The organism is Williamsia limnetica (genome assembly GCF_003217475.1).
GTDB classification, from domain to species: Bacteria; Actinomycetota; Actinomycetes; order Mycobacteriales; family Mycobacteriaceae; genus Williamsia; species Williamsia limnetica.
In genome coordinates this window covers 32,404-53,720 of sequence record NZ_QJSP01000026.1, presented here as the reverse complement: position 1 = coordinate 53,720, position 21,317 = coordinate 32,404, and the positions used below count along the sequence as shown (strand labels likewise).

The 21,317-nt window shown below is 64.8% G+C and carries 20 protein-coding genes; 14 read left to right on the top strand and 6 right to left on the bottom strand.

Annotated features, from left to right (window positions below):
* Nucleotides 1-125: 125 nt before the first annotated feature.
* The 6 genes from DFR67_RS28200 to DFR67_RS28170 form a co-directional block, all read right to left on the bottom strand.
* Complete coding sequence (locus tag DFR67_RS28200) at nt 126-1,118, bottom strand: alpha/beta hydrolase (RefSeq protein ID WP_245938217.1); 993 nt, start codon at nt 1,116-1,118, stop codon at nt 126-128.
* A 156-nt stretch (nt 1,119-1,274) separates the two neighbouring features.
* Nucleotides 1,275-2,474, bottom strand: a complete 1,200-nt coding sequence (locus DFR67_RS28195) for a helix-turn-helix domain-containing protein (protein WP_110472776.1) — start codon at nt 2,472-2,474, stop codon at nt 1,275-1,277.
* A gap of 181 nt (nt 2,475-2,655) precedes the next feature.
* On the bottom strand, nt 2,656-2,946 hold the full coding sequence (locus DFR67_RS28190) for a hypothetical protein (protein ID WP_146240563.1): 291 nt from the start codon (nt 2,944-2,946) through the stop codon (nt 2,656-2,658).
* A 133-nt stretch (nt 2,947-3,079) separates the two neighbouring features.
* Nucleotides 3,080-3,382: an ArsR/SmtB family transcription factor gene (locus tag DFR67_RS28185; protein WP_425451356.1), complete on the bottom strand. Its 303-nt coding sequence runs from the start codon at nt 3,380-3,382 to the stop codon at nt 3,080-3,082.
* A gap of 274 nt (nt 3,383-3,656) precedes the next feature.
* Nucleotides 3,657-7,484: a WD40 repeat domain-containing protein gene (locus DFR67_RS28175; protein WP_110472772.1), complete on the bottom strand. Its 3,828-nt coding sequence runs from the start codon at nt 7,482-7,484 to the stop codon at nt 3,657-3,659.
* Between the two features lie 215 nt (nt 7,485-7,699).
* A complete protein-coding gene (locus tag DFR67_RS28170) occupies nt 7,700-8,170 on the bottom strand; it encodes a helix-turn-helix transcriptional regulator (protein ID WP_110472771.1) in 471 nt (156 codons plus the stop codon).
* Nucleotides 8,171-9,035: 865 nt separating this feature from the next.
* On the opposite strand from DFR67_RS28170, the gene DFR67_RS28165 reads away from it, so the two are divergent.
* The 14 genes from DFR67_RS28165 to DFR67_RS28100 all read left to right on the top strand — a co-directional run bounded on the left by DFR67_RS28165 (nt 9,036) and on the right by DFR67_RS28100 (nt 21,309).
* The gene (locus DFR67_RS28165) at nt 9,036-10,628 is read left to right on the top strand and encodes a cutinase family protein (RefSeq protein WP_245938216.1); all 1,593 of its coding nucleotides are present in this window, start codon (nt 9,036-9,038) and stop codon (nt 10,626-10,628) included.
* 68 nt (nt 10,629-10,696) lie between these two features.
* A complete protein-coding gene (locus tag DFR67_RS28160; protein WP_110472770.1) occupies nt 10,697-11,689 on the top strand; it encodes a DUF8176 domain-containing protein in 993 nt (330 codons plus the stop codon).
* A 41-nt stretch (nt 11,690-11,730) separates the two neighbouring features.
* Nucleotides 11,731-11,895 (top strand): hypothetical protein, encoded by a 165-nt coding sequence (locus tag DFR67_RS30675; protein WP_158540060.1) that lies wholly within the window; start codon nt 11,731-11,733, stop codon nt 11,893-11,895.
* Between the two features lie 131 nt (nt 11,896-12,026).
* Entirely contained in the window at nt 12,027-13,208 is a 1,182-nt protein-coding gene (locus DFR67_RS28155; protein WP_245938215.1) for a hypothetical protein, read from the top strand.
* Between the two features lie 45 nt (nt 13,209-13,253).
* The gene (locus DFR67_RS28150; RefSeq protein ID WP_110472769.1) at nt 13,254-14,009 is read left to right on the top strand and encodes a hypothetical protein; all 756 of its coding nucleotides are present in this window, start codon (nt 13,254-13,256) and stop codon (nt 14,007-14,009) included.
* Nucleotides 14,006-14,602, top strand: a complete 597-nt coding sequence (locus DFR67_RS28145) for a hypothetical protein (protein ID WP_110472768.1) — start codon at nt 14,006-14,008, stop codon at nt 14,600-14,602. Before DFR67_RS28150 ends, DFR67_RS28145 begins: the two co-directional genes overlap by 4 nt.
* A complete protein-coding gene (locus DFR67_RS28140; RefSeq protein WP_110472767.1) occupies nt 14,599-14,874 on the top strand; it encodes a hypothetical protein in 276 nt (91 codons plus the stop codon). The genes DFR67_RS28145 and DFR67_RS28140 overlap by 4 nt, the downstream gene beginning before the upstream one ends.
* 48 nt (nt 14,875-14,922) lie before the next feature.
* Nucleotides 14,923-15,222 (top strand): hypothetical protein, encoded by a 300-nt coding sequence (locus tag DFR67_RS28135; protein ID WP_110472766.1) that lies wholly within the window; start codon nt 14,923-14,925, stop codon nt 15,220-15,222.
* A gap of 35 nt (nt 15,223-15,257) precedes the next feature.
* Nucleotides 15,258-15,503 carry a hypothetical protein gene (locus DFR67_RS28130; RefSeq protein WP_146240562.1) on the top strand — a complete coding sequence of 82 codons (246 nt, stop codon included), beginning with the start codon at nt 15,258-15,260 and terminating at the stop codon, nt 15,501-15,503.
* Between the two features lie 23 nt (nt 15,504-15,526).
* The gene (locus DFR67_RS28125; RefSeq protein ID WP_110472764.1) at nt 15,527-16,120 is read left to right on the top strand and encodes a DUF8175 domain-containg protein; all 594 of its coding nucleotides are present in this window, start codon (nt 15,527-15,529) and stop codon (nt 16,118-16,120) included.
* 37 nt (nt 16,121-16,157) lie between these two features.
* Nucleotides 16,158-16,994, top strand: coding sequence for a DUF8175 domain-containg protein (locus DFR67_RS28120; RefSeq protein ID WP_110472763.1), 837 nt, complete (start codon nt 16,158-16,160; stop codon nt 16,992-16,994).
* Nucleotides 16,988-18,592, top strand: coding sequence for a hypothetical protein (locus DFR67_RS30995; RefSeq protein ID WP_211325187.1), 1,605 nt, complete (start codon nt 16,988-16,990; stop codon nt 18,590-18,592). The genes DFR67_RS28120 and DFR67_RS30995 overlap by 7 nt, the downstream gene beginning before the upstream one ends.
* A complete protein-coding gene (locus DFR67_RS28105) occupies nt 18,589-20,082 on the top strand; it encodes an SCO6880 family protein (RefSeq protein ID WP_110472761.1) in 1,494 nt (497 codons plus the stop codon). The genes DFR67_RS30995 and DFR67_RS28105 overlap by 4 nt, the downstream gene beginning before the upstream one ends.
* Before the next feature lie 39 nt (nt 20,083-20,121).
* Entirely contained in the window at nt 20,122-21,309 is a 1,188-nt protein-coding gene (locus DFR67_RS28100) for a hypothetical protein (RefSeq protein ID WP_110472760.1), read from the top strand.
* Nucleotides 21,310-21,317: the final 8 nt, after the last annotated feature.

Genomic DNA, 21,317 nt, shown 5'->3' with positions numbered 1-21,317 from the left:
CGGGGGACTGGGCGCTGTGTTTACCGCGGTAAACACAGCGCCTAGTCCCAGGTGTTCAATGGTCCCCAGCTCAGCACACGGACCGTGCTAGCGGCAGATTAGGTCATAACTACCAACGCGCCAACTCAAAGCGCAGGGGCCAGTACCGGCCACATTGCCTTGAGGTCTTCGGCCCAATAGACCCAGGCGTGGGTACCGACCGTTCGGAAGTGCTCGGTGGCAGGAATGCCGGCGGCACGCATCAAAAGAGCAAACTCGAGGGAGCAACGATATGCACCGATCTCGAGGTAACCACCTGCGGCGATGGCTTGGTCCTTGGTGAATCCTGAGTCGGGCACGGTGCGTTGGTCGAGTGGGCCGGGTACACCAGAGCCCGCAGAAAGGTAGATCTGCTTGCCTCGTAACGCATCTAGGCGGGTGGTGGGGTCATGGTCTGCCCACCCCGGCGAGCCCCATGGCCCCCACATGTTTGTAGCGTCGCCGCCGTCCTTCGCCACGGTAGCGCGCACATAGCTTTCGTTGACAGGGCCGCTCACCGGCGGGCAACCGCTCATCGAGCCCACACCGGTGTAGAGCGACGGATGCCGGGTCGCGAGCGCGAAAGCGGATTGCCCTCCCATGGACAGTCCAGCAACAGCGTTGTTTCCGCTGCCATCGTAGGTTTCGTCGATGAGTGGCGGAAGTTCCTTTGTGAGGAAGGTTTCCCACTGAGGCTTGCCAATCTCAGGATCTCGTTGTTCCCAGTCGGTGTAGAACGCGCCTCTGCCGGCGGGGAGTACCACGTTGGCGTCTTTGTCTGCGAAATATTCAGCCGCACCGCCCTTTTTGATCCAATCACTGACAGTGGACGACTTATCGCCCGCACCGTCTAGTAGATACAGATTTCCGCGTGTTGAGGACTGATCCCGGGGCAGTAGCACAGTCACGTTGACCAAGCCGCCCATGGCTGGCGACGCGATTGTCAGGTCTTGACGTTGTTGCCCAACCTTGACGACCTTTTCGATGGTCGCCGCTGACACGGTGGGGTCGGCAGAGGCCACCGTTGCGGTTGAGGCCACCATGGCGACGCAAGTACTCAACGCACCGAGAACGCGGAAAATCAAAGTGGTGCGGGGCATCGAGTGCTCTCCCTTGGGTAGCGGCGCTAGCTTAGATTGCGCGAAGAGTACCTACCTTTTGTGCACGGTGAAAGCGCGGAGGCGAACGTGAGTGATCCGTCATCTTCGCGAAATACGTTTGTCTAAACCGGTTTAGAGGATCTTCGCCTGGTCCGCTCAAGACCGCCCTCCCTGTACTGGTGGCGCATGATTGCAACGCACCCCGGTGTCGGAGTAAGGGAGTGCCCATCCTTTCTCATCGCAGCGATCGCAGGCGGCGACGGCGACGCGCTGTTCGTGAGCTTCGGCTTCGCGGGCGTCGTCGATGGCGGCGGGGCGGTTGGCCAGGTCGCCGTGGTGTTTGAGGATGCCGGCGAGGAGTGCGATGGGTTTGCGGGGGTCGTGGGCAATCCAGTTGCCGTTGCCGGCGAGTGTGTAGTCGCGGAGGAGTGCGTTGAGGTCGCGGCAGGTCCAGCCGTGGGCGGCTGGTTTGGCCAGAACGTGTGACCATGCGGCTGGGGTGTATCGGCGGGCCCACGTCGGTGTTCGTGGGTCCTGGCGCCATCTGGAGGCCAGCAGCGTGCCTTTCTGGTCGGGTTCGGGGCCGGTCCATCCCCTCTTGTAGGTAGCTCGGTCGCGCGCAGCGCGGCCTTTGAGCTCTCCAGCTTCGCTGGTGGGGGTTAGTGAGGAGTTACCAAGACGAGGGTTGCACCCTAAAGGGTGCGTTCCAGGGTGGGGTGCCGCAACTGTGTTACCTGCGGTTTTATCCACAAGCTGTGGGCTGTGGAGGACGTAGACCGACGTCCATCCCATGGCACGGCATTGGACTCGCCAGGAGGCGAGTCGCTCGACGAGGCTGCGTGGGCGGCCGCGGAAGACTTCGGTGGCCACGCCGATGAGCCGGAGGACCTGACGGGCTCGTTGGATGGTGCGTTCGCCGTAGCCGGTGATTTCGATGAGCCGGTCCAGGCTCGGCCGGCAGTTGCGGCCGGTGCGGTAGTCGGCGTGCACGGCGTGCGCTGCTGCGATCTTGGTGAGCACGGCCAGTGAGATACCAGACTTTGAGCCGCCTAGCTGCGGCAGAATCCGCGTGTAGTACTGCGCGTAGGCGACCGGCACTGCCCAGGTGATCCAATGCTCATCGGTATTCCAGCAGGGGATACCGGCGTAGGCGTCGCGGCCCAGGTCGAGAGCGATGTTGTCGCGCACGCCCATCTTGGCCAGGATCGCGTCGGCGTCTTTGCCGGGGTTGGCGTGAGCGACGATCGCGAACAGACGCCCGCGGGCTGTCGTGGCATGGCCACGGCGCGGGCGCAGGGGAGTGGACCCGCAGTATCGACGGGGTATGAACGCTCGGACGGAATCTGTATCCGACACGTGATGTGCAGGGATTGCACACCCTTTAGGGTGCGCGCTACCCTGAGACCTGTCACGCAAGACAGTCCCTTCGGGGATCTCGAGTGGCGAGCTCTAACTCGTCGCTCAATACTTCGAAAAAGCTCTTCGGTTGCCGCCGAGGAGCTTTTTCTGTGCAGTTATGGAGGGCTCGTTGCCCTAGCTAGGCTGCTGGTGCTACCTGCCTCTCGTCGACCTGCTGCTGGCGCGCCAGAATATCGGCCAGTGCCGCTCGTAGTTCTTGCTCAGTCGGCATGCCAGGGAGTGACGTGGCCTGGCCCTTTACTCGGTTAGGACCCTCCACCAGCTCTGGATGACCGAGAGCCAGCGCGAGGAAGTCGGAAACCAACTGGCTCGTGGTGTACCCCGCTTTCTCCGCAATCTCTTTCACACCAAGAACTTTGGGTGGCCGGACAGTAACGTGATCGCGATCGCCCTTGCTGCGCTGTGGCATGAGCTGACCCCTTTCATTGCCGCAGGAGCTGAAACTCCCAGGACGCCGAGGCTCATGTTGCCCGAAACCTCTCCCAATGAGAGCGCGACACACCGTGCAAACTGGATCAGGATCAGATTCGCGACCCGGTGGACTAGCGGTTCTTGCCGGCAGCCAGCGGTCCCACGGTCAACATCAGGCCGGTGATGTTGTCGAGAAGCGGACCGAGCCGCTTGTCTGCCAGCTCGTATCTACTGCGTCGCCCTTCCCGGATGACGTCAACTAGCCCGCTGGTACGCAGTTCCGCGAGGTGGTTTGAAATGGACTGCCGCGGTACGCCGAACGACTCGGCAAGCTCAGACGGGTACCCAGGCCGAGATCGCAAGTGCATCAGAATCTCTGTACGCGTTGGGTCAGACAATGCATGTGCGAACTTGACTAGCAAGTCCCGCTGCATAGAGGTCTTCACGAGCGAACGGTACAGCGACGGTCCATACCGCGTCGGGGGTAGTCGCCAGCTAACAATGCATACTTGCCGGCATGCACGAGCGAAGCTTGGAATACCTCAAGTTGTCCGACGATGAGCTCGCTGAGCGTGAGCAATCCACGTGCGACTGCAAGAACTGCATGATGCATAGGACTGCAGCTCGCGCAGAGATCGCGCGACGAACCCTGATATGGAATCCGCCGCTGCCGGGCCAGGACTTCAGTCCCTCGGATATTGTCGGCGGCTAAGATGGTTCCCCCTCCGGAGTGCATAGGCGCGAGTAGGGGAGTGAGTCTAGACCGAGCCCTGACCATCGCTCTGGCGTCAGATAATCCCTGCTGTACGTGCAGATACGGCGAGCAGCCGAATCCGCGTCTGTGGTGGTCGCCTGCAGAAACCCGTTGTCGCCTCCGACAATGATGGTGTTGCCGTTGTTAGTTAAGCCAGCGATTCGATGGCCAGGGCCGGGGACGGTCAGATTCGTCCCGATCTGTTTTAGCTCGGTAGGATTCGAGGTGTCCCAAAGAAGGACCTCTTGGCCGTCGCCTCCGGAGATCATTCTCTTGCCGTCGCCGTCGAAGTAGACACTGCGAACAGTACGTGCATGTCCGGTAGCAATGGCGGTTTGTTTGAGATCGTCACCGTCAACTTTCCACAGGCGAACGTTGTTATCGTCGGCTGTGGCCAATTCGCCTGTGTTGGAGATAGCTAGGGAGTTAACCGATGTCTGACTCAGGGTGCCTCCCGCCACTAGTGTCGGCGACACCAAATCATCGATCTTCCACAGTGTCACCTCGCCGTTGGCTTGAGCCACTGCGAGCTGGTGGCCATCGGGGGAGATGACCAGCTGCGTCACCCAGTAGTTTCCGCTGGGCTCAAAAGAGACCTTCTGCGCGGGCCGAGCGGGGTCGCTGAGATCCCAGAGGGCCACTGAGTGGTCCGTGCTGGTTGCAGCCAGCCATCGGCCGTCCGGTGAAATCACCACTCCGGCGACGAATTGTGTTGGCGCATTGAGCTTTGCACGAGTGACCAGTCTGGAGTCTTCGAGTTCGCGAACTACGACGTCACCATTGTCGAGAGCGGTAACAGTCCTCGTACCATCGGCGCTCATCGTGGTACTCAGAACCTTTGCCGATTCCACCACGCGGTCAAGCTCTTTGGGTTTCGTTGGGTCGCTGATGTCCCACATCTGTACGACCCCGTCGTAGGACCCAGAGATCATCATCCGGTTGTCTCCACTGACAGCGGGAATCGTAAGACCCCCATGGCCCGTGAGAGTCGTGGCCGGCAGACTCCATAGCCGGACAACACCGTCAACGGCTCCCGTCGCGAGATACTGGCCGTCTGGCGTCCAAGCGGCTGCGAAGAGCTGGCCGGACGCTCCGTCGAGGGTTTCCCCCACTTGTGTTGGGCGGGACGGATCGGCGAGAGACCAGGTCTTGGCCGTGCCGTCGACGCTCGCGGTGCTGGCTTTCGTCCCGTCAGGGGAGAAGGTCACCGACCACAGTGCGCCAGTGTGCCCACCAAAAGGGAGTCCCACGGGTTTGGGGGCGCCTCGGTCCGTGACATCCCACATTTGAGCAGTGGTGTCGTCGCTACCGGAGAGAAGGTTCTTGCCGTCCTTCGACCACGCGAGAGCGTGGATGGTGTTTGTTTGTCTGGTTAGCGGCGGACCCAGCTCTTGGAGGTTCGGCACATCCCATAGTCGGATTTTCATGTCGTCACCCCCGGTTGCGAGTGTGCGGCCGTCGGGTGACCACGCGAGGGTGCGGACAGGGCCTTCGGATCCCGTGAGTACCCCCCGCTCTTGAACGCGGGAGGGTGTGCTGATATCCCAGATGCGGACAGTGCTGTCGTAGGAGACTGTCGCGAGAGTCTTTCCGTCGGGCGCGAATCCGCTGTAGAAAACAGTTTTTTCATGCCCGCGCAAGATTGTGAGGAGCTTAGGGTCCCCACTTCTCAAATGCCAGAGCCGCGTGGTTTTGTCATCACTGGTGGTTGCGAGAAGCCGACCATCGGGGGAGTACGCAACCGAGGTGACGAAAGATTGGTGTCCCAGCAGGGGTGGCAGTTCTCGCGGTTGCAGAGGGTCGCTGATATCCCACATGTGAACGCTACTGCTCTTGCTCGCTGCGCTCAGCGTTCGTCCATCCGGGCTGATGGCGATGGAGTAGAGCTCGCCCTTGGCCCCGTGCAGTTCCGATGCCAGCGGCGCGTTCTGTGTTGCCAATAGTCGGGTGTAAATGGACTCGCTGTCGGGATCTCGTTTGTGTGCAGCGAGTAGGAGGTGGGCAGACAGGGTGGGGTCGCTGAGCTGGTAGCGATCGGCGGCGGCCAGTATTTGCCCCAGCTCGGCATTCGCTCGCGCTGTGTCGGCGTTGTTGGCTTGGACCCGGTAGCTGAACGCAGCGACAACGATGGCGACCACCGCTGCGACCGCAGCCGCGCGCAGAGCCAGCTGCCGCCAACGTTTGCGACGTTGATGTCGTCGGGATAGCTCGAGAAATTCTTTTGCCTGTCCTGACAACTCATCGGTGTGAGCTGCGGTGCTGTGCTCGGCCGCTTCGAGACGTTCGCCGCTATACAGTTCGTCGGCGTGGCCTGCCCACTCCGCTGCATCGCGTTCAAGACGTTGTCGAGCTAGAAGACCAGTGCGGTCGTCTTCGATCCACTGTCGCAGTCGGGGCCAGCCGGTTAGTAAAATCTCGTGAGTAAGGGCGACTGTGGAGGCGTCGATGCTGATTAGTCGAGCGTCTGCGAGGGCGTCGAGCGCCGACTGTTCGTCGTCGCGTTTGACGTCCTGGTCGACCAGCTCGGCTCGCTCCCGGATGCGACGGGTGTCGCGTACGCGGCCATTTCCGACGTTGACCAGGCGTAACAACAGCCGCCGGGCAGCCTCTTGCTGAGGTTCGTTAAGGTCAGCCCAGGTGCGCTCGGCGGTAGCCGCCAGGGCGCCTGGCACTCCACCGATCCGGTGATAGCCAGCCAGGGTCAGCTTTGTTCCTTCGCGCTCGCCCCAGGTTTCTGCCAGCGCATACGAGAGCATGGGTAGCGCACCAGCGTCATAGCTGTCGTTACCAGGCCCGCAGAGCTCATTGACCATCAACTCTTCGAGCCCGGATTCGAGCCGTAGCCCCACTTGTCGGGCAGGTGCGGTGATGGCCTCACTCAGATCGGCACGGCGCATCGGTCCGAGCATCAGAGCATGATCCCGCAGGGCTGCTTCGCCTGTTGGGTAGTCTAAAAATGCCCCAACGAAGTCAGCACGAATGCCCATCGCCACCACTAGCTGTGGGCCGTCGCGATCGGCAGTTTTGAGGGTGGACAAGATCTCCATGAACTCGTCGCGGCCGTCTTTGTCGGTGCATATTGTGAAGAGTTCTTCGGCCTGGTCAATGACGATCGTGACGGCATCAGTCCGATGGTCGGCGGCCCAGGTCTGGAGCACTTGTTTCGCCGTCAATGCAGTCAGGGGAGATCCCAACTGGATCTGCAGCGATTTGACCGGGTCGGTTCCCGGCGTCAAATGAAGCCACGGATGGCCTAGCGCTGGCACCAGGCCGGCGCCCAATAGTGATGATTTGCCAGCACCGGATGCCCCAACCACCATCACTACGCCACCGTGGACGGCAGCGTGCCGTGCTTTGGTGACTAGTTCCTCTACCGGACCTTTGCGCCCAAAGAACAGAGAGACGTCTTCCGGGGTGTAGGACTGCAGTCCCCGATAGGGGCAACGATCGACGGTGCCCTCCACCGTGGCCCCCTCATGGAACGTCCGCTCCCAACTCCTACGGTAGTCACTCTCCCGCACCGCTACGGTGCCCTCGTTGCCGAGTTCACGAGCATCGCTGAGCAAAATCTGAATCAGATGCTGATGGATGGCCGTGTACTTGCGCGGAGTGGTCGCCGTCTTCCATTCGGCGATTCGCGCCGCCAGCCCTGATGGGACTTTCTCGGTACTTCCGGTGAGTTTGAGTCGTTCTCGGAGGCGCTTCACAAGGCTCGCGACCGGCGGGCTGCCGGCAGCTTCGTATAGCCGCTCGAGGTCGGCGGAAAATTGCGGAATCGGCATTGCTTGCCCCCTTCAAACACCCCGTGGGGCTACGGAACGTAGATCTACGTTACTCACTCTGAGCAGCGCGTATCCCATATGGAACGGCCCTATCGGTTGAGGCGTTCCCCACATAGCTGAGAACCTCCTAGTAATCGCAAGCCATACGCGCAGGAGAGAGAGAGAACAACCCGTTGGTATCTCGCAGTACAAGCAGGCTGGATCGTCGCCCTCAGCTACGGAACGTCGTCGGCCCGTTGGCGTGCAGCCCGGTAGGCGTCGTTAACTTCTGCCACCGTGAGCTGAAGGGCTTCCGCAATGCGCCGCGCCCTTTCTTCGGTCAGTCTGATCTCAGCCCGCTCCAGGGCGCCAATACTTGTCGTACTCAGACCGGTGCGCAGACCCAACTGCGGCTGGGTCAAACCCACCAGGATCCGCCGATCGGCCAGAGTGGGACCACCAGGGCGAGGACTTATCAAAGCGTCCATCGACACACCGAGCACACCCGCAACCTTGGCCAGATTGTCAGGCTCGGGCGCCCTAGTACCGGCCTCCCAGGACCGGATGGTGCTCAGACCAATCTGAGCTTCGCGAGCGAGTCGAGCAGGGCTCCATTGCTTGCGCTCGCGGGCAGCCGTAAGGGCTTCGCGGTCGAAACCGCGCATGCTGCGCTTCGTCACACTTTCGCCCCGTACACGATTACGCATCTTTCTAAGGTACTTGCGAACAGTCACAGTGTGCGGGCATACTGTGCGCACACTGTGTGACTCTTCGTGCGTTTCAAGCTAAGAGATGCGCACCAAAATAGGAACAGTAATAACCGGTCCGAGCGCGTTTGAGATTGGCGTCCTGGACACGCTCGGACCGGAGAAATGCCAGTAGTCCACCAATCGGACCGCCGACCCTTCAAGGGTAGGTGGTTTGACCCGTACACAACGTATTGAAGGTCAAAATGGCTGATCCTGTCGCACCCACTCTGTGCACCGGCCCGCCCTCAAGCTCAGGCAGTTGGACTCTTACTCGCGTGACACTGTCAGGACCTGTCGCGCCACGCTCTCAATCCGCCCGTGGGCGCGAACTGCGTGAAGCACTGTCGGAGAGCCAGGTAACCACCATGACTCAGTACGGGCGGCCGCCGGATAGACCGGGGTGCCCTGGGAGAGGAGATTTGCCGTCTGGTCTCTCCCAGGGCGGAAAGCACCGAGCAAGTGATCGAGATTTGCCGTCTAACCACTCACTTGGCACCAGTTGTTCAACCTCTGACCGTGTAGGTGCAGCGCCGAACTCTTCCAGTTTAGGTGTTGTGCAGTTCCCTCGTGCCTCAAGACCGCGTGTTAGTTGCCCGGCCCAACCGGTCGGGTTCATCTGCGTCACCCATCAGCTCGGGCTTGGCCCGACGTGTCCGTTGGGTCACACGATGTACCGCGCTCACGTCAGCGCAGTACGCACCCCGTCTTCGACGCTCTGACGCACCGCCTCTTAACACCTGCCCTGGAAGGCACCTCTATGTCTGTATTCTGCTGGCGTTCAACAACTTCACGCCTGACCACCACGCTCGCAGGGTTTGTCGCCGTGTCTGTCATTGCCACGACTGCACAGGTAGCCGGCGTCGGACCTGCGCTCGCCGATCAAACACCCACCGGCGGGTGCCCGACGCTGTACGTGCTGGGAGTTCAGGGGACGGGCGAGTCGTCGGAGGACGCCGCAGTAGATACCGATTCGGGGATGCTCGGATCGGTCATGCGGCCGATGTTGTCGCTGGCCGGGTCGAAAGTTGCCCGGGCGTATGTCCCTTATCCTGCTGGTTTCGGTGGCGTGGTCGCCGGTGGCAAGGAGTCGTATGCGGTGTCGGTGACCACGGCAATGGACCGGTTGTCGTCGATGATCACCCAGATCGCTGACAAGTGTGCTGATACCGAGTTCGCGCTCACTGGTTTCTCGCAGGGCGCGCACGCGGCAGCGAACGTTGCCAAGCAGATCGGTGCGGGCAAAGGACCAATCGCGGCGGATCGTGTTGCCGGGGTCGCCTTGTTCGGCAATCCGGCGCGCCCGACGGATTCACCGATGTTTCCCGGTGCCCCGGGCAAATCCACCCCCGACCCAGCCCCCGGAACGTCGGGTAAGTCGTTGGCGCAGGTCCCCGCACCGGAGGCGGTTGCAGTTGCCGGTGGCGGTATCGGTCCTACCGGCGATCAGCAGTCCGGATACGGCGCCCTATCGGGTCGGGTGATGGACCGATGCGCTCCAGGCGATTTGGCGTGCGCCGCCCCGGCTGATGCTCCCGTGGCCCACCTGGTGGCCAACATCGCCGGCCAGTCCAGCCTCGACAGTTCCGACCCTGTCGCCGCGCTGACCTCCATCGGGCAGGCGTTGGCGGTGACCTCGATCAAAGCAGGTGTCGAGGTGGTCAACGAAGATGTGCAAGGCACCACGCTCGAGGAGCTGTCGTACACACCGACCGAGTCGATCTCGCAGCGTCTGGCGACCGCATCGGATCCGCGGACTCCGATGCCGACCGTTCCCGAGGCGATCAATGCGGTCGTGAAGGTGGGGACCATCGGCTTCAACGCTGTGACTACAGTCCTGCGCAAGACATTCACTCCGGACACGATCGGAGCTCTGGCGACCGTCGGCCTGGCGAACCCGCCAGCAGCACTGGGCATTCTCGGCGCGAAACTCGGCGCGGCGATCGTCGATCTGGTGCCTCCGGTGACCGTCAATCGGTGGGCCAATGAGGCATTTACCGCTGTGGAGCAGAACCTCACCGACAACAAGGAACTGTTCGAGGTCTCCACGATGGTCAACTACTGGAAGACCGCCGCTGCGCATGGCTCGTACACCAACGACGCCAGCACTTCCTCCGGCGCGAGCTCCACTCTCTTTGTCGCTCAGTGGTTCGCCGCACTCGCACACGACCTGGCCGGCGACACCGTGGCTCCCTACACCGATGACGGCCTGCTGCGCTACGACTCCGGCACCGCCATCTCCGGCGTTCCCACCCCGACCGTCGCGGACGCCACCAGCTCCAGCGCACCGACCACTCCGTCTTCGACGTCGACGGAGCCGGGTGCTGAGTCCACCCCGGCGTCAACCGTTCCCTCCGCCGACGACGTGCCGACCACGACCTGGAGCCGGCCGCCGCTAAACACCAACGGCGACTCCTGAACCTGCGCCGTCTTTCTTACCCACCTCGTACTCAATGTTCTTCTCCCGGAAGGAGGAACCAGCTCTTGGTGAACACCAACAACCCCACAGGCCCCACCGCTAGCGATGGGGGAGGGTGGTTCGACGACTTCGCCCCGCTGACGAACCACCCCGACTCCGAGCAGGCCAGCGGTAGCGCCGCCGGGGACACCACAGACGATGCCGGCACCCCCGACCCGGCATCGGGCGACGCACTGGAGGAGACCGACACCCTCTCCGCGGTCTCCTCCAGTGCACCCACTGCACCTGCGGCGGGCCCGGGGGAAGCCGATACCGACACCTTCGCCGCGCTTGCACCCGACGCGACGGGCTGGGAGTGGATCGGGGCCGAGCAGCCAGCTAACCCCGAAACCGACTGGCACACCGACCACACTGATCAGAGCAGTGCAGCAGGGCCGGAAGAAACCTCCGTCACCGATGTCTTTCCACTGTCGGTGGGCGGACCGCCGCCCCGGCCCAGACGCCGCCGCCGCTCCCTGCGCGGCTACGTCATCGCCACCGCACTGTTGGCGGTGGTAGCGGTAGTGGCGGGAGTTGGTGCAATCGTTGTGTTTTCCGGCGGCAGTAGTTCCGATACCCCAGTCGCAGCTCAGAGCACACCCGACACCCCGTCGCCGCCCGCAACGACCGCACCTGCTGATCCGGACTGTCCCAATCGCACCGATGGTCCGGTCACCACCGGCCGCGATCCCGGTGGCACCACTTCCGGACCTGCGGCGATCAAGGCCTTCGAATACGCGTACTTCGTGGACCGGTCCGGGGAGAAAGCCCGCCAGGTCGTAGCGCCGCTGGCACGAGTCCCGTCGGCCCAAGAGATCCAAGGCGGCCTCGACACCGGAGTCGCCCCCGGGACCGGGTACTGCCTCACCATCACCGACCGCACGGGCGGGCTATGGGGAGTCGAGTTGACGGTCCTGCCCCCAGCCGGGGCCGAACCGCAAGTTCTGCGGCAACTCATCTCCACCGCCGTCGTCGACGGCCGAACTCTCATCACTGCCATCACCAAAGACACCGCCCAATAGCCCACCACCACAGAAGCATTCATCCAGAAGGGCACGCCACCATGCCCACTCCACCTGCCATCCGAACACCGGTGCCCACGAGCGTGCGCGTCACGACCGACGCCCGAGACATCGATGAGGCCCGTTCGCGCAACGCCTACGCGACCTGGGCCGACCAGCACTTCGCGGCGGGGCCGATCGCGGTCTGCCCGTCCACTGTTTCCTAGCTCGATCTTTGCACTCTCCTATCTGAAAGGCACTGCCTCACATGCAATCACCACGAACGTCCCCTACCTCCCATCGTTCGCCGTGCGCCCCGGTCTCAGCTCACCATCATCACCTGCCTATCCGTGTGCGGGTGGTCGCTGCCGCTGTGGTGGCGTCGGTGGGCATGGGCGCGGTCCTGGCCGGCCCCGCCCTGGCTGATCCCGAGCAGCCCGGCGTCACCGACACCGCCCCCGCCGCACCCGAGCAGCCGGGCGTCACCAACCCCCAGCCCGCCCCCGAGCCTGCACCCGAACCCGCGCCGGTTCCGGACTACCCGCAGGGTGTGCTGCCCTCGCCGCCGCAGGAAGTGGCCCCAGTGATCTGGGAGGCACCATCCGGTCCACCGGCCACCAGCTACGACCCGGCGCCGTCGGGCCCGATCCACGCACCCGTGCCGACCGCACCGGTCGCACCGAAGATCGTCGAGGACCCGGCCGCGAAGATCCGTATCGGCAACTTCGTGACCGATCGGCCTGCCGAGATCCCGCGCGACTACGCCGTGTCGATCAACGAGTACTCGGCGTACGCCGAGGCGAAGATCGCCCAAGCGTTCCGATCGGTCGGGTTCTCCGACGAGGAAGCCGACCGCCGTGCGGCGGCCGCCGTTCTCGGCGGCGTGATCGGTGGTGTCGCCGGCGCGACCGCTGCCGGGGTCCCGGTCACCATCGCCGTCGGATTGTTCACTCTGCCTGCGGGTGCCGCGATCGGCGCGGCTATCGGCTCCGCCGTTCCGCCGCAACCGTTCAACATCGGCACGGGCGCACTGATCGGTCTCGGCGCCGGAGCAGCCGTGGCCGGGGGAGCCGGCGCAGTCGCCGCAGTCATCGGAGGCACCACGGGCGCGATCATCGGCGCCGCGCTCGGATACGCCCTGGGCGCTGGTGATCCCAACGCCAACCCAGCCGCACCGTGGGAAACCCCGCCGCCCGCACCAGCACCCGCACCTGCCCCGGCTCCGCTGCCGAACCCCGGCGCCAATCAATACGAGCTGGTGCTCGACGCCCCGACCGCCTCGGACGCCGGGCTCCCGGCCGTGGAGTACACGGTCAACACCGATGGGGACGTGAACTTCTCGGCCAATATCGCCGGTATTCCGCCTGTCGAGGCCGGGTGGACCGCTGAGCAGGCCGCGCAGCCCTACGAGGTGTTGGGCCAGTGGGCCGAGCCCACGAAACAGGCAGTGGCCTCGGTGACCAAGCAGGTCAGCGACGGCCTCACCTCCGTGGTCGACGGGCTGCACATCGCCTATCCGCAGACGGTGCCTGCGCCGTAACCCGCTGGCGACTGCGGCAATTCCAGACAACCAGGGGAGGACCTGATGAGTACACCAGCAGCATCGAACGGATGGGGCTGGCTCGACGCATCCACCGATGATCGGCCTCCGGCACCGGTGGTGGCGCTGCCGCCTCGGCGCCGGCCGGCTCGCACAGTGGTGGTGGTCGGCGCAGCGGGCGGCGCGGGTACCAGTGTCCTCTCGGTCCTGGCCGCCGATGCCCGAGCAGCCGCAGGCCAGCACGCGGTCTGGATTGATCGCTCAGCTACCGGTGACGCGGCCAACCGGATCACTACACCCAGCGGCTCCGATGCTGCAGACGCTCTGGTGCGTAGCGTCTCTGGCGCACAGTTGCTCACTGGTGAGCGCGGCTCGCTCTCAGAGGTCGTCGAGACCGCACCAGCAGGCGCCTCGGTCGTCCTCGACGCCGGCGTTCTCGACGACCCGGCGCGGTGGCCGGGCGAGGTATCGGTGCTGCTGGTCATCGCTGCCCGCCCAGACACCGCCAACCGGTCCAAGGCTGCTCTGGCCGCGCTCGATGTCGCCGGTCTCCTCGAGCACGCCACCGTAGTGGTGTCGTGCCTGGACCCGTGGGCAGCGCATCTGGTGGGCCACCGGCTCACTGAAGCGCTGTCCCGGCGAGCTGGACGGGTCCTGCTGTGGGACTACGACCCACACCTGGGATCGGGAGGCCCGATCGATCCGGCCCAGCTGGCGTCTTCGACAACTCTGTTGCTCTCACGGCTGGAGCAACCCCATCTCGACGGCGATGCTGGGTCCGTCGCGGGGGAGCAGTCATGAGTGCCGCCTACGACCACTACCCTGAGCAGCCTGCCAGCGGCGAAACTCGCTGGCGGCGTGAGCCATTGCCGGTGACCGGGCCGTACCCGCCGTTGTTTGCGGTGATGGGTGCGCACGGTTTCGCTGGCACCACCACCGTGGCCCAGATGTGGGCACCGGCCGCCGATACCGGACTGTGCTGGCCCGCCCACCACGGGACTACTCAACTGGTGCTGGTGTGCGCGCGAGCAACGATCACCGGTCTGCGTCGCGCCGCCACGGTGCTGCGAGCTGCCGATCAGGTACCGCCCGGTGTGACTGTGTGCGGGCTGATCCTGATCGCCGCCCGGCCCGGCAGGATACCCAAAGACATCGCCCGCTACGCCGGGACGGTCGCCGAGCTCGTTCCGCATCGCTACGACCTGGACTGGATCGAACCGCTCATGACCCACGCCGACCCTGCTCGGCTGCCGCTGTGGACTCCCGGCGACCCGCCGCCAGGGAAGAAGACCTCCTGGCCCCAGATCGTTCCCGAACAGATCGCGACCGTAGGGCAGCAGATCTGTGCCGATCTGCGCGCCGACCACCACCCCAGCGGAGGCGATCGGTCATGAGCGGCATCGAGCACCGCGCGGACCGGATGCCCTGCGTCTGCCCACCGCTGGCGTCGGACAATTTTCTGTCGATCGTGTCGTGGACGGGGTGGGCCCTCGCACTCGCCGCGATTCTCGTCATGATCGTGGCCCACGTTCGTCTTCTCCGTCATATGTCCGGGGGTACCGACTGCGGCGACGACCCCACCAGTGGCCGGATCACGGGGACTCTGCTGATCTGCGTGCTCGTCGCCATCGCCGGGTCCCTGGTCGGAGCCTTTGGTCCCCACTAACTGCCCACTGAACCCCCGATTGTTCCACCCCACAAAGAGGAGAAATGAATGAACACCATTGTCGCCCAGGCCAATACCCACCTGATGATCATCCTCGCCGATGGCCCCGACCAGCCCAAGCCAGCGCCGCCGCCCGGGTCGGACAAGTTCCTCACAATCGTGTCGTGGGCCGGGTGGGGCGCGATGCTCGCCGCGATCGTCGCCCTGGTCATCGCCGGGGCAAAGTTCGGATTCCAAAAGAACCACGGCGGAGCCACGAATGAAGAAGCCGGCAAGGTCGGCTGGACCCTGGTCGGCTGTGTGCTCATCGCCATCGCCGGGTCCCTCGTCGGCGCCCTCGTCGGATAACCCCACCACCATCAACAGAAGGGAAGGGGCAATGGATGACGACAAGCGTTGTGGCCGAGGGCATCACCGTGGCCGATCTCGCCGAGTTCTGGACCGCCGCGTCCTGGCTGATCTGGTTCGGGTGCCTGATCGCGATCCTGCGGATCGTCTGGCTCGGCGGACTGCTGTACGAAGCCCGCAAGAGCGGCAACTCCGATGGCATCGAAGGGATCGTCGCCCAACTGATCGCGCTCTGCATCATGTCCAGCGCGGCCGGTATCGCCACCGCGTTGCTGTCGTAGTCGGTCTTGCCGTCGCAGCACTGGTGCTCGCTACCGGCTGCGGCGAGGCCACCGACGACGCGGCGCCCAGCACGTCGGCAAAGCACGTCGATCCGAGTACGCCGCCGACAAACGTGCAGTGGACCACCTACGCGGGCATGTCCATTCCGCAGGCAGATCAAGGACCCCAGGCGAGCCAGCAGACCGTGTCACCGACCGGCTACCAGCACAACGGCCCCGGGGCGGGTCTGGCCGCGATCTCGGCGACCATCCGCATGTCAGTGGCGCCCGATCAAGAGTGGGCCCAAATCGCTGGTGCACTCGCTGCCCCCGGACCCGGCCGCGACAGCTGGTCTCTGGAGCGAACGCAAATCTCCATCACCAGCGCCGTCCCCGATGGGCAAGCACCCCAGGTGCTCGGCTACCTCGTCGACGACTACACCCCAGAGCGGGCCGTCATCTCAATCATCACCTCCCAACCGGACGGGTCGCTGACAGCGACGACCACAACCATGGCGTGGTCACCGCCCGGGGACTGGCGACGAGTGCTACCCGACCCGGCCGAGGCTAACCCGGTCAACCCGGTCCAGGTTCTCGATGCGGTTCCAGCACAGATGATTCCGCTACCGCACCCCTGATCACTACACCAAACGCCGATACAAGGAGACACCCGTGATGATGGGAACACCGTTGGCCGCCATGCCACCTGACGACGAATTCGCCGGCACGCGGCGCTGGTACCGCCGGCCGCTGTGGCTGATCGTTCTTGCGGTCGTGGTGATCGCGGCGCTCATTGTTGCCGTCGCACAGACCACGGGCGGCAGCGACGACGACGCGCAGCCACCGGTGTCCACCCCAACCTCGACCCCACCGGTCAGCAATGGGCAAGACGGCTACCTGCCCGACACCGTGGACCGCTTCGGTCAACAGATTCGGGTACCTCGCGACCCGGCTGGCCTGGCATTGCCGCAACGCCCGCCCAGCTCTCCGAGAAGCCGCGATGACGCTGCGTCGGGCGTCCAGTGGCAACAGGTCTACGACTACGGCGTAGCCGTCTATTCGACGTCGGACGGTCCCAGCACTATCACCGCAACTGGCCTGGCTCAGGGAATTGCGCACACCCCGCAGGGGTCAGTGATCGCAGCGAGCCAGATCCTGTCCCGAATTTTCTACGGGCCACCACAAGTCCGTCGCGCCGTGATGGACGAGCAGGTAATCGGCCCACCCTCGGCCATGACGGCGCTCGCTGAGCTCCAGCTGCCGGCCAATCAGTACCCGGCGGACCGGTTCATCAGGGTCGATCCGCAGTACAGCGACACCTTTTCCCGGGTGATGCTGGCCAGTGGCCCCAAGGCCAGCTCGCAGTATCCCTCAGGGCAGTACTACGTCATCACCACCATGACGATGGTGTGGGATCAGGGTCAATGGAAGTGGCGCATCCCTGACGACGGCTTTTCTGAAACCACCCGCAACACCCCTATCGAGTCAGTAGCGGGGTGGACCCAATGGTAGCCACCCCGCAGCTCGCACCCGACGCAGGAATCGCCGCCGCCACACCTCAACTCCGCACAACCATGTCTTGGCTACGGCGGATCGCGCTGGCTGCGATCGCAGCTCTCACCCTCGCCGTGCTCGCCCCCTCACTGCCGACGCCGCTCACCTCCCCGGGCATTGCCCGGGCCGTCGACACGTGCGATGTGGTCGGAGCTGTGGTCGGTTCGGTTATTCCTGGAGTCGATGACAAGACCTGCGATTCGGCGGGAGATGTTGCCGGGGCGGTGACTGATCCGGGCGGGACGATCAAAGACGCCGCGAACGACGGGTTCAAGTCGATGACCGAATCGTTGCTCACCGGGTTTTCCACGATGGTCCAGAAGTCGCTGACGTGGTTTATCGAGTTACCCACGCCGAAGGCGCAGCAGTGGGGGCCAGTGCAAAAGATCCAGGAATGGACGTTGCAAATCCAGATTTTGGGGTTGATGGTCTCGATCATCGCCGGCGGTATCCGGTTGCAACTGGCCCGCAAACAGGCCCTCTACTCCGAAGGCGAAGAACTGTTTCATTCGCTGATGCGGGCGGTGTTCGGGGCGTGGATGTTCGGGGCCATGATGATCGGCCTCACCGCTGGTTCCGATCGGATCTCGACCAAACTCCTGGAGTTGGGGGCCGCCGGAGACACGCCCGTCAACATGGCCAAAAACATGTTCCAAGTCGGACCGATGCTCGGGCAGCTCGGCGTCGGTTTGATGTTCGTGATCGCGATCATCGGCATTCTCGGCGCGGTGTTGCAGGCGATCATTCTTGTTGCCCGCCAATCGATGCTGATCGTGGTGGTCTCGATCTTGCCTATCATCGGCGCGGCCTCGGGTACCAAGATGGGCAAGAACGCCTTCTCCAAGACCATTGCCTGGACCATCTCGTTGCTGTTGTGGAAACCCGTGGCGGCGTTGACGTACGCGGTGGCGTTCATGCTCGCCGGCACCGATTCTGACGACGGCACCCAGATCTTGTACGGCGTGCTGCTGCTCTCGCTGGCGGCAGCCGTCTTGCCGATGATGACCAAACTGGTCTCGGGCGGCATGGCGATGTCCGGCGGATCAGGGCTGCAAGCGGCCGCGATGACCATGGGCGTAGTCGCTGCGGTGGGCGGTATGGCTGCCACCGGCGGCGCCAGTGCCGGGGCCGGAGCAGCCGGGTCCGGTGCGGGAGGCGCGACCGCCGGGCAGGCCGGCGCCGGGGGCGGTATGACCGGCGGCGGAGGTGGCGGTGGTGGCGGCGGCGGCGGTGGCGGTGGCGGCGGTGCCCCCACCGGCGGCGGTGGAGGTGGGCGCGGCAGCGGAGATTCCGGTGGCGGATCCGGGCCGGGCTCGGGTGGACGCAGCACCCCACCCCCGCCGCCCTCGGGCAGTGGCGCAGAAGCTGCACCGGCCGGCGCATCGGGCAGTGCCCCGACCAGTGGCGGCGGATCGTCCTCGGGCGGCGGTTCAGGTGGTGGCGGGTCGACGGTGTCCGAAGCGATGAACACCGTCTCCTCCTCCATGCAGATGTCGCAAGCAGCCGAAAACTTTTTCAACGACGACGCCCCCGCAATGAGTGGAGAACCCCGATGACTGACGGTGGGCACGATAATTCGCTGATCCTCTACGGGCGGTGGGAAAAGCCCCGCACCACGGGTCTGTACGGAATGACCTGGGGTGTCACCGTTTTCGCCGGGATCCTCGTCATCCTCAACATCGGGGTGTTCTGGTTTACCCGGTCGCTGCCCGCGACCGGCATTCTTCTCGCCGTCTCAGCACTGCTGGTCGGTCCGATGGTCATCACCTTTGGTGGCCGCACAGGGTGGGAGTTGATGATTTTGCGTACCCAGTTCCAGTGGTCGAAATGGCGGGGAGAGACCCTCTTTCGTGGTGGCGCGTTCGGGACCGTCCCCGGTATCGGGCGCATGCCCGGTATTGCCGGAGACACTCGTCTCTACGAATACGAACTACGCGGCGGCGAACGGTTCGGGCTGGTGCACCTGCGGTCCAAAAACCATTTCGCGGTGTCATTCTCGGTCCAGCCCCGAGGACAGGAGCGCGTTGATCAGTGGCAGATCAACGACTGGGTCCGCGGCTGGGGCGACTTCCTCGCCCAACTCGGATCCGCCCGCGGCGCGGTCGGAGCCGCCGTGGTCATCGAATCGGTCCCCGACAACCGGACCCGCATTTCGGCGGAGGTCAAACGGATCACCCACCCCGACGCCCCCGCCTACGCCAAACAGGTCATGGCTGAAACGGCACTCTCGTCGGCGGCGGCGATCGTCCGCTCGGAGGTCCGACTGACCCTGACCTTCGGCAGGTTGCGCGAAGCCGCGGGCAAAGAGGTCGCCGATCAGGCTGCCGAGATCGGCCGGCGGATGTCCACGCTGATGGGCGCGGCCGCCCAGGCCGGTGTGGAAGCAACTCCTATGAGCGCGGGGGAGTGGTGCGTGGCCCCGACCCGCGCCTACAACCCGCAACTGACCGAAGACCTCGAAGCGATCGCCGGCAACGGCAACGAAGACCAGCTACATTGGGACGCCGCTGGCCCGGTGACGGCGGTCAACAAGTGGGATCACTGGGAGCACAACGGGTACCGGTCGATCACCTGGGAAATGGCCACCGCACCGGCGGGGCAGGTGCCCGCGCACGTGCTGCGGCCGCTGCTGATTCCCCGGGCCGACGTGCGCCGCAAACGGGTCGCCATCATCTACCGCGTCCACAACACCGCCGAAGCGGTCAAACTCGTCGACTCCGACTACCGCGAGGCCCTCGCCGCCGAACAGTCGAAAAAGGGTGTTGTCTCGGCCGCGGCGACCGTGCGGGTGGAAAACACCAACGCCGCCCGCCGCGAACAGGCCACCGGCGCCGGGCTGACCCGGTTCGGGATGCTCGTGACCGCGACCGTCGCACCAGGCGAAGACCTGCCCTCGATCCGCGCCGAAATCGAAGGCATGGCCGACGGCGCCCACATCGGACTGCGCCGCTGCTACGGCTACCAAGACGCCGCCTTCGCCGGCGCCCTGGGCATCGGGATCATCCTGCCCGAATACGCCTCCACCAGCTCCAAACTCTCCGCCTGACCCCCCGCACATCGCATTCACAGCCCTCAGGAGTCCTTGATGATGATCCCCCACACCGACGGACCAGCGGCCCCGATCGTGTACCGACCCCACAGATCCGGCCTCGACCGTGGCCTGACCATCGGGCAGACCGTCGCACTGCTGGCCGCTGTGCTGGCTGTGGTCGCATCATTCGCGGTGGCGCCGTCCCCTGCGGCAGCGGCACTCGCACTGGCCGCCCTGGTGCTGGTAGGGGTCACCCTGATTCCGATCCAGGGCCGGACCCTGTGGGCGTGGGCCGAGCTGCGGTACTCGTGGTGGCGCCGCCGCGGCGAGGGTGCCGCGTGGGATGTCGCGGTGTCGGAGTGGGAGCGGCGCACCGGCGAACCCTTCGGGCTGATCGCCGCCGGTGGCCGACTCACGGTATGCCTGAGCGTGCAGTCGCCGCTCGGGGCGCAGCCGGGTTCGCGGTGGCTGACCCGGCGGCACTGCGATGTGCTCGCACACGCAGGCGCGACGTGCGGAGCGGCGACTGCGACCGTCGTCATCGACCCCGGCAGCTCCTCCCACTCGGAGCAGCAGGTCCGGGTGACCTACGCCTTCGCGCGGCGCGGCGCTGCGGTGCTCGGGGGCCTGGACAGACAGGCCGGGGAGGTTGAGCGCCGCCTGCCGGCGATCATCGCCGGCGCCGCTAGCGCCGGGCTGGACCTGACCGTGCTGACCGCAGAGCAGAACAGCGCGACCATCGGCGCTGCCCTCCGCACACCGCCGCACAGCGGTAGCGGGGAACACCTCGCCGCTGAACTGGCCGAGCCCCATTGGGATCATGTGGCGCACAACGGGCACCGTTCGATCACCTGCGAATCGTTAGGCCGCGGGGTGGGCCATTTTCCCGACGTGCTGCCGCACCTGCGCGCCGGGTGGGAGCAGGCCCGAGTTGCGCTGCTCTACCGCTTCGACGGGCCCGCACAGCGGATCGTCGATGAGAACTACCGCTTTGCCTTATCGCGCGGTGTCCCCGGCACCTCTGACGAGGCCCTAATCGCCGCCGCCGTCGCCGCACGGACTGCGGTGGCCCGGGGAGCAGCGGTGGCCCAGATCCGAACCCTTCTGACCGTGACCGCACCGGCCGACCAGCCGCTGCCCGAGACAGGTGGGCGAGCGCTGCGGTGCTGGTACGGCCAGCAAGAGCACGCGTTCACCGCCGCCCTAGGCCTGGCGCATCCGGTCTCGGCCCACGGCCTCTAAACGCTCAT

What these genes read in the sequence shown, in the direction of transcription:
- DFR67_RS28145 (WP_110472768.1), top strand. Translation starts at nt 14,006, where the DNA reads ATGAGTGCCGCCTACGACCACTACCCTGAGCAGCCTGCCAGCGGCGAA.
- DFR67_RS28190 (WP_146240563.1), bottom strand. Translation starts at nt 2,946, where the DNA reads ATGCCACAGCGCAGCAAGGGCGATCGCGATCACGTTACTGTCCGGCCA.
- DFR67_RS28150 (WP_110472769.1), top strand. Translation starts at nt 13,254, where the DNA reads ATGAGTACACCAGCAGCATCGAACGGATGGGGCTGGCTCGACGCATCC.
- DFR67_RS28170 (WP_110472771.1), bottom strand. Translation starts at nt 8,170, where the DNA reads ATGCGTAATCGTGTACGGGGCGAAAGTGTGACGAAGCGCAGCATGCGC.
- DFR67_RS28185 (WP_425451356.1), bottom strand. Translation starts at nt 3,382, where the DNA reads ATGCAGCGGGACTTGCTAGTCAAGTTCGCACATGCATTGTCTGACCCA.
- DFR67_RS28130 (WP_146240562.1), top strand. Translation starts at nt 15,258, where the DNA reads ATGACGACAAGCGTTGTGGCCGAGGGCATCACCGTGGCCGATCTCGCC.
- DFR67_RS28120 (WP_110472763.1), top strand. Translation starts at nt 16,158, where the DNA reads ATGATGGGAACACCGTTGGCCGCCATGCCACCTGACGACGAATTCGCC.
- DFR67_RS28140 (WP_110472767.1), top strand. Translation starts at nt 14,599, where the DNA reads ATGAGCGGCATCGAGCACCGCGCGGACCGGATGCCCTGCGTCTGCCCA.
- DFR67_RS28200 (WP_245938217.1), bottom strand. Translation starts at nt 1,118, where the DNA reads ATGCCCCGCACCACTTTGATTTTCCGCGTTCTCGGTGCGTTGAGTACT.
- DFR67_RS28135 (WP_110472766.1), top strand. Translation starts at nt 14,923, where the DNA reads ATGAACACCATTGTCGCCCAGGCCAATACCCACCTGATGATCATCCTC.
- DFR67_RS28100 (WP_110472760.1), top strand. Translation starts at nt 20,122, where the DNA reads ATGATGATCCCCCACACCGACGGACCAGCGGCCCCGATCGTGTACCGA.
- DFR67_RS30995 (WP_211325187.1), top strand. Translation starts at nt 16,988, where the DNA reads ATGGTAGCCACCCCGCAGCTCGCACCCGACGCAGGAATCGCCGCCGCC.
- DFR67_RS28105 (WP_110472761.1), top strand. Translation starts at nt 18,589, where the DNA reads ATGACTGACGGTGGGCACGATAATTCGCTGATCCTCTACGGGCGGTGG.
- DFR67_RS30675 (WP_158540060.1), top strand. Translation starts at nt 11,731, where the DNA reads ATGCCCACTCCACCTGCCATCCGAACACCGGTGCCCACGAGCGTGCGC.
- DFR67_RS28175 (WP_110472772.1), bottom strand. Translation starts at nt 7,484, where the DNA reads ATGCCGATTCCGCAATTTTCCGCCGACCTCGAGCGGCTATACGAAGCT.